Source organism: Citrifermentans bremense R1, from assembly GCF_000426865.1.
GTDB lineage: Bacteria > Desulfobacterota > Desulfuromonadia > Geobacterales > Geobacteraceae > Geomonas > Geomonas bremensis.
Genome location: NZ_AUGE01000019.1, coordinates 26768 through 40872 on the forward strand (window position 1 = coordinate 26768; position 14105 = coordinate 40872).

General features: G+C 60.5%; 12 protein-coding genes. 3 read left to right on the top strand and 9 right to left on the bottom strand.

Annotated elements, in window-relative coordinates; translation table 11 throughout:
• Positions 1–9: 9 nt before the first annotated feature.
• The 9 genes from K419_RS0112420 to rd all read right to left on the bottom strand — a co-directional run bounded on the left by K419_RS0112420 (position 10) and on the right by rd (position 11618).
• On the bottom strand, positions 10–1281 hold the full coding sequence (locus K419_RS0112420; RefSeq protein ID WP_026841880.1) for a TolC family protein: 1272 nt from the start codon (positions 1279–1281) through the stop codon (positions 10–12).
• 306 nt (positions 1282–1587) lie between these two features.
• Positions 1588–2256, bottom strand: coding sequence for an ABC transporter ATP-binding protein (locus tag K419_RS0112425; protein WP_026841881.1), 669 nt, complete (start codon positions 2254–2256; stop codon positions 1588–1590).
• 12 nt (positions 2257–2268) lie between these two features.
• Positions 2269–3429 carry an ABC transporter permease gene (locus K419_RS0112430; RefSeq protein WP_026841882.1) on the bottom strand — a complete coding sequence of 387 codons (1161 nt, stop codon included), beginning with the start codon at positions 3427–3429 and terminating at the stop codon, positions 2269–2271.
• 314 nt (positions 3430–3743) lie between these two features.
• Positions 3744–3965, bottom strand: a complete 222-nt coding sequence (locus K419_RS0112435) for a heavy metal-binding domain-containing protein (RefSeq protein WP_026841883.1) — start codon at positions 3963–3965, stop codon at positions 3744–3746.
• Between the two features lie 5 nt (positions 3966–3970).
• Positions 3971–6466 (bottom strand): heavy metal translocating P-type ATPase, encoded by a 2496-nt coding sequence (locus K419_RS0112440; protein ID WP_026841884.1) that lies wholly within the window; start codon positions 6464–6466, stop codon positions 3971–3973.
• Positions 6467–6483: 17 nt separating this feature from the next.
• Positions 6484–6774 (bottom strand): metal-sensitive transcriptional regulator, encoded by a 291-nt coding sequence (locus tag K419_RS0112445; RefSeq protein WP_026841885.1) that lies wholly within the window; start codon positions 6772–6774, stop codon positions 6484–6486.
• A 407-nt stretch (positions 6775–7181) separates the two neighbouring features.
• A complete protein-coding gene (gene acnA / locus K419_RS0112455; protein ID WP_026841886.1) occupies positions 7182–9986 on the bottom strand; it encodes an aconitate hydratase AcnA in 2805 nt (934 codons plus the stop codon).
• A 58-nt stretch (positions 9987–10044) separates the two neighbouring features.
• Positions 10045–11379, bottom strand: coding sequence for an FAD-dependent oxidoreductase (locus tag K419_RS0112460; protein ID WP_026841887.1), 1335 nt, complete (start codon positions 11377–11379; stop codon positions 10045–10047).
• Positions 11380–11459: 80 nt separating this feature from the next.
• The gene (rd, locus tag K419_RS0112465; RefSeq protein WP_026841888.1) at positions 11460–11618 is read right to left on the bottom strand and encodes a rubredoxin; all 159 of its coding nucleotides are present in this window, start codon (positions 11616–11618) and stop codon (positions 11460–11462) included.
• A 348-nt stretch (positions 11619–11966) separates the two neighbouring features.
• Between rd and K419_RS0112470 the strand changes: the two genes are divergently transcribed.
• The 3 genes from K419_RS0112470 (at position 11967) to K419_RS0112480 (ending at position 14016) form a co-directional block, all read left to right on the top strand.
• Complete coding sequence (locus K419_RS0112470; RefSeq protein WP_026841889.1) at positions 11967–13163, top strand: MFS transporter; 1197 nt, start codon at positions 11967–11969, stop codon at positions 13161–13163.
• Positions 13164–13229: 66 nt separating this feature from the next.
• Entirely contained in the window at positions 13230–13610 is a 381-nt protein-coding gene (locus K419_RS0112475) for a VOC family protein (protein ID WP_026841890.1), read from the top strand.
• 34 nt (positions 13611–13644) lie between these two features.
• A complete protein-coding gene (locus K419_RS0112480; protein WP_026841891.1) occupies positions 13645–14016 on the top strand; it encodes a pyridoxamine 5'-phosphate oxidase family protein in 372 nt (123 codons plus the stop codon).
• The last annotated feature ends 89 nt before the right edge of the window (positions 14017–14105 follow it).

The following is a 14105-nucleotide window of genomic DNA, read 5'->3' on the forward strand; positions in this document are numbered from 1 at the left end:
CCGGATTTTTTAGAGTTCTTTGCCGATCAGCGCCTCAAGCTGCGCCAGCTTCATCTGGTAGTCGGCCATCGAGTCGTAGTACTCCCGCTCGTAGTTGAACAGGGTGACCCGGTTGTCGAGCAGGGTCAGGAAGTCCACCTTGTTGACGCGGTAACCGATCACCGCGCTTTCCAGCGATTCGGACGCCTGCGGGATGATCCCGGAGCTGTAGAGGTCGACGAGCTTTTTGCGGCGGTCCAACTGCGCCAGCAGGTCAGCGATCCCGGCGGTGATGGTGTTCTTCACCCCGGCTAGTTCCTCCCCGGCCATGGTTATCTCGGAGGAGGATTCGGCCACCATTGCCTGGCGCCGCTCCTTCTGGATCGGGAGGTTGAAGGTCACCCCGAGCGAGTACATGTCGGAGCCGTCGCTTCCCATCGCTTTTTGCCGCTGCATGTATTCGAAGGAGACGTTGAAGTCGGGGTAGGATTCCTTCCGGGCCAGTTCGTGCCCCGCCCTCCCCTTTTCGATCTGGGCCCTGAGCGCTTTCAGCTGCGGGCGGTTCGCTTCGGCCGCCTCCCAAAGCTGCTCTGGGGTCTGGCTGAGCGGGGCCAGCTTGAAGTCGGCGACCCGCCCGACCGGCGTGGACTGCGGACGGTTCAAAAGCGAGTTGAGGTTTGCTTCCAGGCTCCTTCTCTGCTGTTCCAGGGTGATCTTCATGTCCAGCATGCGCGAACGCTCCAGAAGCGCCTTGTAGATATCCTGCTGAGCCCCCTGCCCCACCGAGTACTTGGTCTGGGCCAGCGTAATGAAGTCGTCGATGATCTTGATGTTTTTATCGAGGATGCCAAGCGATTTGTCGGTGAAGTAGATCTGGTAGTAGGCCTCCTTCACCATCCGGGTCAGCTCGAGTTTGCGCTCCTCGATGCTCCAGCGGTAAGTTTCAGCCTCCTTGGAGGCGATCTCCTCCTTGAGCTTCCTCTTGCCGGCGAAAGGGAGCTGCTGGCTGATGCCGATCACCTTCTGCGTCATGCTGTCCGCAGTGAAACTAAGCGGGTCGGTAACGATGCCGTTCTGGATCTTGAACATGAGCATCGGATCTTCCAGCGCCCCTGCCTGGACCGCCCGGTTCTTGTACATCTGCCAGCGTGCGGCGGACGACTTCAGTTCCGGATTGTTGGCGAGCGCGGTTTCGACGAGAGAAGAGAGGTTTTCTACAGGAGGGGCCGGCTCGGCGTGGGTCGAAGCGACCGGAAGAAAGAGAGCCAGCAAAAGGGAAAGCGATAAAAGCCGGTGTTTCATGATGACTCCAGGATCTATAACAGTAGGTGCGACTATTAAGAGCAGGAACTGTGCCGGATCGGCAAGTTATTGCTTTTGAAGCGTTTTGCTTTAGTTTGAAAGCTGTGCAAGAAGGATATTCAGCAGTAACAGTTGAATATTATACATATTGAGGCCGATGTCGCAGTACATGGTCAAGATTTCTTTTCGGATAATAAAGAAAAGATCTGAAGAATTTTGGCTCCTGTCACAGCCAGCATTCTCCAGATCTTCCTTGTGACGCAACTTTGGTGTATCTGTCCGGACTGATCCAGACGAATGCGAACCTTATGCGCTGATCAGGCCGTCCCTCAAGCTTATGGTCCTATCGGAATAAGCGCCATTCTCGGGGTTGTGAGTAACCATGACTACGGTCTGACCCGCCTCATTCAGTTGCCGAAATAACGCCATGACTTCCTCGCTGGTTTTGGAGTCGAGGTTTCCAGTCGGTTCGTCCGCCAAAAGAATGTGCGGGTTGTTCACTATGGCGCGGGCGATGGCGACCCTTTCCTGCTCGCCGCCGGAGAGCTGGTTGGGGAGACGGTCCGTTTTGCCGCCAAGCCCTACCCGCTCCAAGGCCTTCTTGGCTGCGTCCTTCTTAGCCGCAGTGCTCATCTTGACGATGGCGAGCGGCAGCATCACGTTCTCCAGCGCGGTCAGGTACTGGATCAGGTGAAAGGACTGGAATACGAAGCCCAGGTTCTGCGCCCGGAAATCGGCCAGTTTCTCGCTGGGAAGCTGGTAGAGCTTCACCCCCGCCATCTCCACCTCGCCGCTGGTGGGATGGTTCATCCCTCCCAGGACCGACAGCAGCGTGCTCTTGCCGGAGCCGGACTGCCCCATGATGGTGATGAACTCACCCGCCTCGATGCTGATGTCCACGCCGCGCAGGGCCTCGACCATGTCCGAACCGGTCTGATATTGCTTCTTCACATCCTTGATCTCAATGAGTGCCATAAATTCCTCTTTCTAAAGAGCCCTGAGGGCCTCAGTCGGGTCCATCTTGCTGGCATGAAGCGCGGGGTAAAGACTTGCCACGAGCCCGAGCAACATCGCCAGCCCGATGGAGCCGAAGGCGACGGTGCTGTCCCAAACCAGATGCGCGTTTTTGGTTTCCGCCATGAAAGGAAGTGCCAGCTTCGCCCCGCCCATCCCCGCGGCGTAGCCTAAAAGGCCGGCCAGGAGGCTTACCAGTGCTGCCTCCAGGAGGATGATGCGCATGATGTGGCTCTTGCGGAAACCGATGGCGCGGAACACGCCGATCTCGGTGGTGCGCTCGTTGACGCTGCCCATCATGGTGACGAAGACGATGAGCGAGCCGATGAAGACGACGACCGCGGCCATGGCGTAGGAGAAGCGCTTGAAGTGGTCCAGGGCCTTCAGTCGCCCTTCGACCACCTGCTGGATCGCGGATACCTTGGTATCGGGGAGTTTCTCCGCGATCTGGGTCACCATGTCGCCGATGGGGCAGCCCGAGCAAAGCGCCGCCACCTCGGCCATGGTGATCTTTCCTTCTTTGCCCAGGAGTTTCTGCGCCTTGGGGAGCGAGGCGAAGACCAGCGAGTCGTCCTGCGAGCCGGTCTGGTTCAGTACGCCGGCGACCTTGAAGGTTTCCCCCTTGATCTGGATGCTGTCGCCTGAGCTGGCGTTGAGGACGTTGGAGGCGTCGCTTCCCAGGAGGAGTTCGTGGTCACCCTTGGGGGCGTTGCCGAAGATCTGCCACCACTGCTTCATCTTCAGTTCGCTGGCGAAGTCCACGCCGACCAGCAGCACGTCGTGGCTGCCGATCTTGACTCCGCCCAGGACCTTGGGAGAGATGGCCGAGATGTTCTTGTGGTTCTTGATGGTGCGGATCTGCGCCAGGTTCTCTTCCTTAATCTCGCGCTGGTCGAAGGTGACCCCGCCCAGGCTGATGCCGCCGTAGTTCATGGCAAGGCCGTTACTTTGGGGGGTGACCAGGATGTTGGCGCCAAACTCGTCCATTTTGCGCTCGATGTCAGTGGACATCGACCTGGTGAGGGTCACCAGGGTGACGATGGTGGCGATCCCGACCATGAGGCCGATGGTGAGAAAGGCCATCTTGGCCTTGCGGCGCTTCAGATTGTTGATGGATATCGTGTGCAGTTTCATCGTGTCTCCGTGCAACGGATGTTAAAGGCTTCCCTCACCCCGGCCCTCTCCCTCTGGGTGAGGGAGGCGCCCTGAGAGTGCCGCGATTCATTTCCAGGTGAGGGAGATGCCGCGGAGCCAACCCATTAACCCCGCAGCACCCCTCTATCAACGACTACGGCCTGATCATTATCAATTGTCGTGCCAAGGATCACGGCAGAGGTAACGCCGTGATACCACGTAGGTCTACAGCCCGCAACCGACGGGTAGCCGGACTGGGCGGGGGGAATATTCTACGGGGCGCCGCAGAATATTCCACAACCACCGTTATTTGACTACTTCCCGACTTCGTCGCTTCGGACCAGCTTCATGCCGCAGATGGAGCAATCGGCGGTTGGATCGTTGCTGGTAATCCAGGGATGCATCGGGCAGGCATAGAGCCCCCCCTTATCTTTGGCACTGACATGCACGGCTTCTTTCTTGCCGAAAAAGAACCAGAGGTTGAGCGCGATGAGCGCCGCCCCGGCGATGGTGACTGTTATCTGGGTCAGATCCATTCTCTCTACCCCCTTTCTATGGTGAACCCGCGCAGGCGCAGGGCGTTGGTGACGACGCTGACCGAGGAGAGCGCCATGGCGAGCGAGGCTATGATCGGGCTCAAGAGCCAGCCGGTCAGCGGGTAGAGAACCCCTGCCGCAATGGGAATCCCCATGATGTTGTATACGAAGGCGAAGAAGAGGTTCTGCTTTATGTTGGCGATGGTGGCCCTGGACAGCGCGATGCTGGAGATGACGCCGTTCAGGTCGCCGCGGACGAGCGTGATGTCGGCCGCCTCGATGGCGACATCGGTGCCGCTCCCCATGGCGATGCCTACATCGGCCTGGGCCAGCGCTGGCGCATCGTTGATGCCGTCGCCGACCATGGCGACCACCTTCCCCTGCGCCTGCAGCTTCTTGATCTCTTCACCCTTGGCGTCGGGGAGCACTTCGGCGACTACCCGGTCCACCCCCACCTGCCGCGCGATGGAGTCGGCGGTGCGCCGGTTGTCTCCGGTAAGCATGATCACTTCGAGACCCAGTTCGTGCAGCCTCTTCACTGCCGCGGCAGAGCTTTCCTTGATCGGGTCGGCTATGGCGATGAGGCCGGCATAGGCGCCGTCGACCGCGACGAAAATCGGTGTCTTCGCCTGGTCCGCGAGCCGATGGGCTGCAGCCGTGTCGGCCGCGATCCCCTCTTTCTCCAGCAGCAGCGCGGTTCCGATCACCACCCTCTTGCCGTCCACGGTCGCCTCTATGCCGTGACCGGGGATAGCGTTGAAGTCACGGGCGGAAAGGCGCGTAAGGCCGCTTTCATCGGCGTAACGCACGATCGACTCCCCCAGCGGATGTTCGCTTCCCGCCTCCGCGGCCGCCGCCAGTTGCATGAGCGCCTGGCGCTCGAAGCCTGCCGTCTCTATGTCCGTTACGGAAGGGACGCCGCGGGTGATGGTGCCGGTCTTGTCAAGGACTATGGTGGTCAGCTTGTGCGCCGTTTCCAGCGCCTCACCCCCCTTTATCAGGATGCCGCCCTGGGCGCCGCGCCCGGTGCCGACCATGATGGCCGTTGGCGTGGCGAGCCCGAGCGCGCAGGGGCAGGCGATAATCAGCACCGAGACGAAGGTCAAGACCGCCATGTTGAGCCGGGTATCCGGCGGCGAGACGTCGAACCAGACCACGAAGGTGGCAATGGCGAGCGAGATGACTACCGGGACGAAATAGCTCGCGATCAGGTCGGCGAGTCGCTGGATGGGGGCCTTGGTCCCCTGAGCCTGCTGCACCAGCCTCACGATTTGCTGCAGCACGGTGTCCTTGCCGATCCTGGTGGCGCGCATGCGGAAAGAGCCGGTCTTGTTGAGGGTCGCGCCGATGACGGTGTCCCCCTCGCTTTTGCGCACCGGGAGCGGCTCGCCGGTCAGCATGCTCTCGTCCACCGTGGAAGAACCCTCGATCAACTCGCCGTCCACAGGCACCTTCTCGCCCGGCCGGACCAGGATGGTGTCGCCCAACTGCACCTCGGCTATGGGTATGTCCTGCTCCTTGCCATCCCGCAGCACCCGCGCCAACTTAGGCTGGAGGCCTATGAGGGCATGGATCGCGCCGCTGGTCTTGCTCTTGGCGCGCGCCTCCAGAAGGCGTCCCATGAGGATGAGGGTGACGATGATGGCGGCGACCTCGTAGTAAACGCCTACCGCCCCCTCGTGCCCGTGCCCTGCCGCTGCGGTGCGTGCGCTCAGCCATTGCGGCGCGACGGTGGCCACGACGCTGAAGAGATAGGCGGAAAGCGTCCCGAGCGACACCAGGGTGTTCATGTCGGCTACTCGGTGTTTGGCGGCACTCCAGGCGCCGGTGAAGAATTCCCGGCCCGCCCAGAAAAGGACCGGCGTGGTGAGCGCGAGTTCCACCCAGGCACGGCCTGGGAAGTTGAAGGTATCAGCCAGGGAGGGAATCAGGTGCCCGGCCATGGCGAGAACCGCCACGGGGATGGTGAGAGCCAGGGCGACCACGAACTTGCCGCGGTTCTTCAGATACTGTTCCTCGTGCACCCTGGACTGCGCTTCCAGAAGCTCCGCCTCGTCGGTCTCGGCTCCGCCGCTTCCCGTCTCTAGAATGTCGTACCCCATGTCCCGCACCACCTGCTTGAGCGCCTGCGGGCTTGTCACCTGCGGGTCGTACTTGACGGTGGCCCGGGTGGTGGCGAAGTTGACCGCAGCCTTGGCGACGCCCGGGGCGGTGGAAAGCGTCTTCTCGATGCGGCCGGCGCACCCGGCGCAGTTCATTCCCAAAAGCGGAAACTCGCACTGCTCGGCATGCTCGGGTGCTGCCGTGGCAACCGCTGACGGTGCCTCGGCACCCGGCGGCGGTTCGATGGTTAGGTAGCTCTCCGGGTTCGCCTCGAATTTTTCTTTGCACCCTGCGGAGCAGAATTTGTAGGTGGTCCCGGCATGGGTCGCGCTGTGGGGCGCGTCCACGTGCACATCCATGCCGCAGACGGGGTCGCGGAATACCTTGTTTTCCGACATATCTTGGTCCTCCCTTGTTATCTCAAAAAGCGCGACAGCGCTGTTTTTACTTCGTCCAGCAGCGCCTGCTGCGACATCGGTTTGGCTGATTCATGCTGGCTGTCTGTCCCCTGGCCAAGGACGCAATTCTCGAGGTGGCGGGTCAGGAGTTCGACGCCGAGAGAATCGAGTGCCGAGCGGACTGCCGAAATCTGGTTCAGGATGTCGACACAGTAGCGTTTTTCCTCCAGCATCCGCTCGATTCCGGCAACTTGCCCGGCGATTCGCTTCACGCGGGTGGTCATTTTGTTTTTGGGCGACTGGCTCATGGGCGCCTCCTTATGCTCTGGATACCCGGTGGGGGTATATTTTTGATAAGCTGAAGATACCCCCACGGGGTATGTGTGGTCAAGAGGAAAATCGAGGACGAGAGGCAGGGGCTGGGAGGGGGACTGGCTCCGCAGGTGCCTGTCCCCCGGGGCCTAAGCATGACCGTCGTTACTTGCATGCTGCTGGAAGCGGAGCTTCTATTGCCTTGCGTTCCCAAGCTGGAGCTTGGGAACGAGACATGAGGGGGATAGAGAGATAAGGGGACAAAGACAAGGGGGGCACACGGATAAGGGGGGACAGGCACCTCGCGGAGCCAGTCCCCCTGGCAATAGAAAGGGGACTGGCTCCGCAGGTGCCTGTCCCCTTTCGCTTCCCTCCCCTGCCCTTGTCCCCTCGTAAGCCGCGACTACTTCAAAAACTGCCTGAGCACGAAGGGTAGGATGCCGCCGTGGCGGTAATAATCGAGCTCGTTGGTGGTGTCAATCCGCACCTGTACGGTAAAGGCTCCCGCAGCGCCGTCGCCTTTCCGATAGTTGACCTGCAGCTGCTGCCCCGGCGCAACTTCTGACAGCCCTTCCAGGTCGAAGCTTTCGGTGCCGTCCAATCTCAGGGTTGCCGGGTTCTCGCCGGGCAGAAACTGCAGGGGTAGAACGCCCATCCCGACCAGGTTGGAGCGGTGAATCCTCTCGAAGCTCTCGGCGATGACGGCTCTCACGCCGAGGAGCTTGGTCCCTTTTGCGGCCCAGTCGCGGGAGGAGCCGGTGCCGTACTCCTTGCCGGCGATAACTATCAGCGGCACGCCGGCCGCACGGTATTTCTCGGCGGCATCAAAGATGGACATCTGCCCGTTACCCTTGCCGTTGCCGATAAAGCACCTGGTTACGCCCCCTTCCACTCCAGGAACCAGCTGGTTCCTGATGCGGGTGTTGGCGAAGGTCCCACGCACCATTACCTCGTGGTTGCCGCGGCGCGCGCCGTAGGAGTTGAACTCCTTGGGTTGGATCCCCAGGGAGATGAGGTAGCGCCCGGCAGGCGAATCCTTTGCTATGGATCCTGCCGGAGAGATGTGGTCGGTGGTGATGGAATCCCCCAAAAGGGCCAAAACCCGCGCCTCCTTCACGTCCTGGACCGGCTGCGGCTCCCTTGAGAGATCGGCGAAAAAAGGAGGTTCCTTGATGTAGGAGGAACCTTCCTGCCACTGGTACAGCTCGCCGGTGGGCACCTGCAGCGCCATCCACTGCTCGTCCCCCTGGAAGACGTCGGCGTAGTTGCGGGCGAAGGATTCGGCATGGACGCAGCTTTGCACCAGTTGCGCGACTTCCTGTTCGTTGGGCCAGATGTCCTTCAGGTAAACCGGGTCGCCGTTGGGGTCGGTGCCGATGGCGTCCAGGGTGAGGTCGATGTTGACGTTGCCGGCCAGGGCATAGGCCACAACGAGCGGCGGCGAGGCGAGGTAGTTAGCGCGTACATGGCTGTTGATGCGCCCCTCGAAGTTGCGATTGCCGGAGAGGACGGCTGCGACGGCGAGGTCCCCCTTGACGATGGCGCCGGCTATATGCTCGGCCAGGGGGCCGCTGTTGCCGATGCAGGTGGTGCAGCCGTAGCCGACCAGGTGGAAGCGCAGGGCCTCCAGGTACGGCGTGAGCCCTGCGGCCGCCAGGTAGTCGGTGACCACCTTGGAGCCGGGGGCGAGGCTCGTCTTCACCCAGGGCCGCACCTGCAAGCCGCGCCGTACCGCATTACGCGCCAAAAGGCCGGCACCGATCATAACCGACGGGTTGGAGGTGTTGGTGCAGCTGGTGATGGCGGCGATTACCACGGAGCCGTGGCAAAGGTTGTAGGCGGTGCCGTCGGGCTGGCGCACAGGGACGCAGTGCCCCAGCGCTCCCAGCGACTTGTCGGGGTGCTCCATCAGCTCGGGCGCGACGGTCACCGGCGCTCCTCCCTCCCCTAACCACCGGCTCATGGTTTCCTTGTCGACGCGCGCGGCGTCGTGGGACCTCAAAGTTATCAGCTGCTTGCGGAACGATCCGCGAACCTCCTTCAGGTTGACACGGTCCATGGGGCGCATCGGTCCGGCAAGGGACGGCTCTATCTGGGCCAGGTCCAGTTCGAGAATGTCGCTGTAGGAGGGGTCCGGCTGGTTCACATCGTGCCAGAGCCTTTGCTGCTGGTAATACGCCTCCACCAGCGGGACGATATTCCCCCTGCCGGTCAGGCGCAGGTATTCGGTGGTCTGACCGTCGACGGGGAAGACCCCGATGGTGGCGCCATACTCCGGCGCCATGTTGCCGATGGTGGCCCGGTCGGCGATGTTGAGGGAGGCGGCGCCGGGGCCGAAGAATTCCACGAATTTTCCGACCACACCCTTTTTGCGCAGCATCTGGGTCACGGTAAGGACGAGATCCGTTGCCGTGGCGCCTGGGGCGAGCGCGCCGGTCAGGCGAAAGCCGACCACTTGGGGAATGAGCATGGAGCAGGGCTGCCCCAGCATGGCTGCTTCCGCCTCGATTCCCCCCACTCCCCAGCCGACGACGCCGAGGCCGTTGATCATGGTGGTGTGGGAATCGGTCCCGACCAGCGTGTCGGGAAAGACCCAATCCTCCTCCCCGGTTTTCGCGACCATGGCCACCTGCGACAGGTACTCGAGGTTTACCTGGTGGCAGATGCCTGTTGCGGGGGGGACGACGCTGAAGTTCCTGAAGGCGGACTGCCCCCAGCGCAGGAACTGGTAGCGCTCGTGGTTGCGCTCGAACTCGATGGAGGAGTTCCCCCAGAGGGCGCCGGTGGTGCCGTAAAGGTCCACCTGAACCGAGTGGTCGATGATCAGGTCGGCGGGCTGCATCGGGTTGATGTGGGAAGGGCTTCCTCCCAGCCGCGCCAGGGCCGATCGCATCGCCGCCAGGTCCGCCACGGCGGGGACCCCGGTGAAGTCCTGGAGCAGTATGCGGGCGGGCATGAACTGGAGTTCCTTGTCCGGCTCCGCGGAGGCGTCCCAGCGCGCGACCGCCTCGATGTCCTCCCTCTTGACCACCACCCCGTCCTCCCGCCTCAGCAGGTTCTCCAGGAGGATCTTCAGCGAATACGGAAGCCGCGAGATATCCAAGCCGGAATTCTGCTCGAACGCCTGCAACGAGTGGTAGCGGTAGCTCTTGCCGCCCGCGGTGAGCGTGCTCAGGGTGTTGTAGCTGTTGGATGTCATGACGCTCATGTTCTTCTCCCTAGTTTTTTATACCGACCGGTGGACCTAATGGACCATAACCTGACTTTCACACTTTCTTTACAGCGACGTTCGCGGCGATGAGGATCGGGTCCCAGACAGGCGAGTAGGGAGGGGCGTAGGCCAGATCCAGTTCGGCGATCTCGAAGACGGTCATCTGCTTGTAGATCGCCGTTGCCAGCACGTCTAGCCTCTTGGCCACCACGTCTTCACCGACGATCTGGGCGCCGAGGAGCAGCCCGTCACCCTTCTGGCAAAAAAGGATGACGCGCATGGTGCTCCCGCCGGGGAATTCCCCTCGGGTGGGGCTGTCCACTGCGACCTTGACGTAATCCTTGCCGAGCGCCTGCAACTGCCTCTCGTTTAAACCGGTGGTGGCGACGCTCAGTTCGAAGAACTTGAAGACCGCGGTCTGGTCTATCCCCCAGAATTCCATCATGCGGTCGGGGTTGGCGACGTTGCTCCCTATGACGCGCCCATGCTTGTTGGCGACAGGGCCCAGCGGGAAGTAGGAGTTCGCCCCCAGTTGCCGGACGTAATGCTCGGCGCAGTCCCCCCCGGCGAAGACGGAGTCGAGGTTGGTGCGCAGGCAGCGGTCGACCTTGGCCGCCCCCGCCGTACCCAATTCGCCTCCTGCCGCAGCAAATAGCGCGGTGTTGGGGCGGGTGCCGACGGCGACGACCACCAGGTCGGCGGGGAAAACGCCTGCCGAGGATCGGACCTCGCCCCCCGCCTTCTCGGCGATATCGACGCCGGTTAAAAGCTCGATCCCCCTCTCCTTCACCTTGTCCATCACCTTCGCCCTCGCCTCCTCGCAGAAGGAAGGGAGTATGTTGGGGGCTTTCTCCAGGATTACCGGCTTGATCTTCATGTTGGTGAGGACGTCCGCCACTTCCAGGTTGGTGTAGCCGGCGCCGACCAAGACCGCGTGCTTCGGCGCCTTGTCGTAGATGAACTGCTTGACGTGGCGGGTGTCGTCGAGCGTCTTGAAGCAAAAGACGCCGCTGTCGTCGAAGCCGGGTGCGGTGAGCCTGATGGCGCTGTTGCCGGTGGCGTAGACCAGGAAGTCGTAGCGCTCTTCGTAACTCCTGCCGGTAGCGAGATCGGTAACGTTCACTGTCTTGCCGACCGGGTCGATGCCGGTGACCTCCTGCCGCAGCCGGTAGTCTATTCCACGTTCCTTGCGGATGGTCTCAAGCGACAGCGCGTAGAGCTTTTCAACCGGCTTCTCCTTGAAGAAGAGGTTGTACGGCATGCCGCAGGCGGCATAGGAGACGTCGCCGCTTCTCTCCAGCACGACCACTTCAGACTCGGGAGACAGCCGCTTTGCCTGGCTTGCCGCCGACAGCCCTGCAGCGACCCCGCCGATGATCACAGTCTTCATACAGCCTCCGCATGTCATAAAAAGAAACGGGCTGCCTTTGTATCAGCGTCGAAGCTGAAGGCAGCCCGTTCCTTGCTGTATTACATCTCTTCGAACAAGCTCTTCTCGGCGCCGCAAAGAGGGCAGACCCAGTCCTCGGGGATGTCTTCAAAGGCAGTGCCCGGCTGCACGCCGCTATCGATGTCTCCTGTTTCCGGGTTGTAGATGTAACCGCATACGGTGCAACGATATTTCTTCATAATTCTCCCTCCTTCTCCTGTTAATTGATAAAAGTCATTCCCCCTGTGGTTGTTCAGAGGGTAAAAACATCCATATAAAGTAGCTGGAGAGAAATTGTTGTCAAGCCGATGCCAATGATAAAGCTCTATTTGGAAAGCTATGTACAGATGGAACGGTTAAATGGTATTACCGTCAAGCAAGAGGCTTTCGCTGATGAGGGAGCTGGAAGAAGATATTGATCTGGTTCCCAAGCTGGAGCTTGGAAACCAGAAGAAAAGGGGACTGGCTCCGCCAGGTGCCTGTCCCCGGGTTGCGATTGGTGTGTGGCGGAAGAACAACTCGTTACACCGCAAACGATGGAGAGTTACATGAAGCGTCTACTGGGGAAGATCGACGAGGGGCTGCTCACTTCCGAGCAGCGCCCGATGCTGCGCTTCCTGATCATCCTTACCGCGGCCTCGACTATCGGGCTGCAAGGTTACACCATTCTTTTCAACAACTTCGCTGCCGAGATGGTGCACCTGGACGGTAGCCAGGTCGGTATGACGCAGTCGGTGCGGGAAATTCCGGGGCTCCTGACACTGCTGGTGGTCTTCGTGCTCCTTTTCATGCGCGAGCACAAGCTGGCTGCGCTCTCGGTCTTGCTCTTGGGGCTCGGCACCGGTATCACCGCGCTCATCCCGTCCTACGGCTGGGTGATCTTCACCACGGTGGTGATGAGCTTCGGTTTTCACTACTACGAGACCACGAACCAGTCGCTCACGCTGCAGTACTTTTCCACCGCCGTGTCCCCCATCGTCTTTGGGCGCCTCCGAGCGCTGGCGGCGGTTTCCAGCGTGGTAGCGGGCATCATGGTCTACTGTCTGAGCTCGGTGGTGCAGTACCGGGGAATGTATCTGGCCATCGGGGCGGTGGTATTCATCGCAGGAGCATGGGGGCTCTGCCAGAATCCCACCCACGCAGGGATCGTGCCCCAGCGCAAGAAGATGATACTGCGGCGCAGGTATTCGCTCTTTTACATCCTGACCCTTCTCTCCGGGGCGAGACGGCAGATCTTCGTGGTCTTCTCGATACTGCTGTTGGTGCAGGTGTTCCATTTCACGGTGCGCGAGATGACCATCCTCTTCATCGTGAACAACATCGTCGCCTATATCCTCAACTCCCTGATAGGAAAGGCGATCAACCGTTTCGGCGAACGCTTCATCTCCTCCTGCGAGTATGCCGGCGTCATCGTCATCTTCCTGGTCTATGCCTTCAGCACCTCGAAATATCTGGTCATGTTCATGTACATACTGGACAACATCCTCTACAATTTCGATGTTTCCATCCGGACCTACTTTCAGAAGGTGGCAGACCCTGCAGACATATCCTCATCCATGTCTGTAGGTTTCACCATCAATCACATAGCCGCCGTCTTCCTGCCTGCCCTGGGCGGATACTTCTGGATGTTGGACTACCGCATCCCATTCATCGGAGGCACGGTACTGGGTGTGATTTCCCTGATCGCGGCACAGTGGATGCGGGTACCTGAGAAGGCACCGAAGATGGAGATGTCAGCTAGTTAACAAGGGAAATAACGAAAGGCACAGCGGTAAGTACATACAGAGATGCAACAGTAAGGAGGTGTACAGATGTTTAAGCGAATCGACCACGTAGAGATCATTCCGCGCGACTTTGAGCAGTCCATCGCATTTTACACAGAAACTTTGGGTTTCACCATGAAGCAGCGCATGGCTGTGTCTGCTCCGCCCCTGGAAGAGATAGCTTATCTCGCGCTGGGTGGCACGGTGTTGGAATTGATGAGAGTGAAGGACCCCATCCTTTCGACCCCGGAACCTTGGAGCACTGGGTACCGGATGATGGCGCTGGAGGTTGAAGACATGGACCTGGCACTGTTATACCTGGCGGGAAAAGGGATCGCGCCGACCTGGGGGCCGGTCACGCTGGGGCCCTCGAAGAGAGCGGAAATCCACGATCCGGACGGGCTGCCGATCGAATTGAGGCAGTGGTGACTGTAGCAACAACTAAACACTGGAGGTTATGCAGATGATCCCTGACAAGATGAAAGAAGTGATGAAGCATGAAGGTGTGGTCGCCATTGCGACGCAAGGCGAAGACGGGCCGCACCTGGTAAATACCTGGAATAGCTACCTGGCGATAGATGCCGACGGGAGACTGCTCATTCCCGCGGGTTACATGCATGTGACTGAAAAGAACGTGGTCCGCAATCCGAAGGTGCTGCTGACCCTGGGGAGCCGCGAGGTGCAGGGGGCGCACGGCCCCGGAACCGGATTCCTGGTCGAGGGGAACGCGCGGTTCATAAATTCCGGCCCGGTTTTCGAGACCACCAAGAGCATCTTCCCCTGGGCCAGGGGGGTGCTTGAGATTACTATCTCGAATGTGACGCAGACGCTGTAGTTTGTCGCCTGAAGGAAAGCCAGAACGGCAAACTATTGATACCTATCACCTGAAAGCCTTCTCGTTCCCTCCCCCTCCAGGGGAGGGTC

Coding starts and splice junctions, on each gene's coding strand:
- K419_RS0112420 (WP_026841880.1), bottom strand. CDS start 1,281: ATGAAACACCGGCTTTTATCGCTTTCCCTTTTGCTGGCTCTCTTTCTT.
- K419_RS0112425 (WP_026841881.1), bottom strand. CDS start 2,256: ATGGCACTCATTGAGATCAAGGATGTGAAGAAGCAATATCAGACCGGT.
- K419_RS0112430 (WP_026841882.1), bottom strand. CDS start 3,429: ATGAAACTGCACACGATATCCATCAACAATCTGAAGCGCCGCAAGGCC.
- K419_RS0112435 (WP_026841883.1), bottom strand. CDS start 3,965: ATGGATCTGACCCAGATAACAGTCACCATCGCCGGGGCGGCGCTCATC.
- K419_RS0112440 (WP_026841884.1), bottom strand. CDS start 6,466: ATGTCGGAAAACAAGGTATTCCGCGACCCCGTCTGCGGCATGGATGTG.
- K419_RS0112445 (WP_026841885.1), bottom strand. CDS start 6,774: ATGAGCCAGTCGCCCAAAAACAAAATGACCACCCGCGTGAAGCGAATC.
- acnA (WP_026841886.1), bottom strand. CDS start 9,986: ATGAGCGTCATGACATCCAACAGCTACAACACCCTGAGCACGCTCACC.
- K419_RS0112460 (WP_026841887.1), bottom strand. CDS start 11,379: ATGAAGACTGTGATCATCGGCGGGGTCGCTGCAGGGCTGTCGGCGGCA.
- rd (WP_026841888.1), bottom strand. CDS start 11,618: ATGAAGAAATATCGTTGCACCGTATGCGGTTACATCTACAACCCGGAA.
- K419_RS0112470 (WP_026841889.1), top strand. CDS start 11,967: ATGAAGCGTCTACTGGGGAAGATCGACGAGGGGCTGCTCACTTCCGAG.
- K419_RS0112475 (WP_026841890.1), top strand. CDS start 13,230: ATGTTTAAGCGAATCGACCACGTAGAGATCATTCCGCGCGACTTTGAG.
- K419_RS0112480 (WP_026841891.1), top strand. CDS start 13,645: ATGATCCCTGACAAGATGAAAGAAGTGATGAAGCATGAAGGTGTGGTC.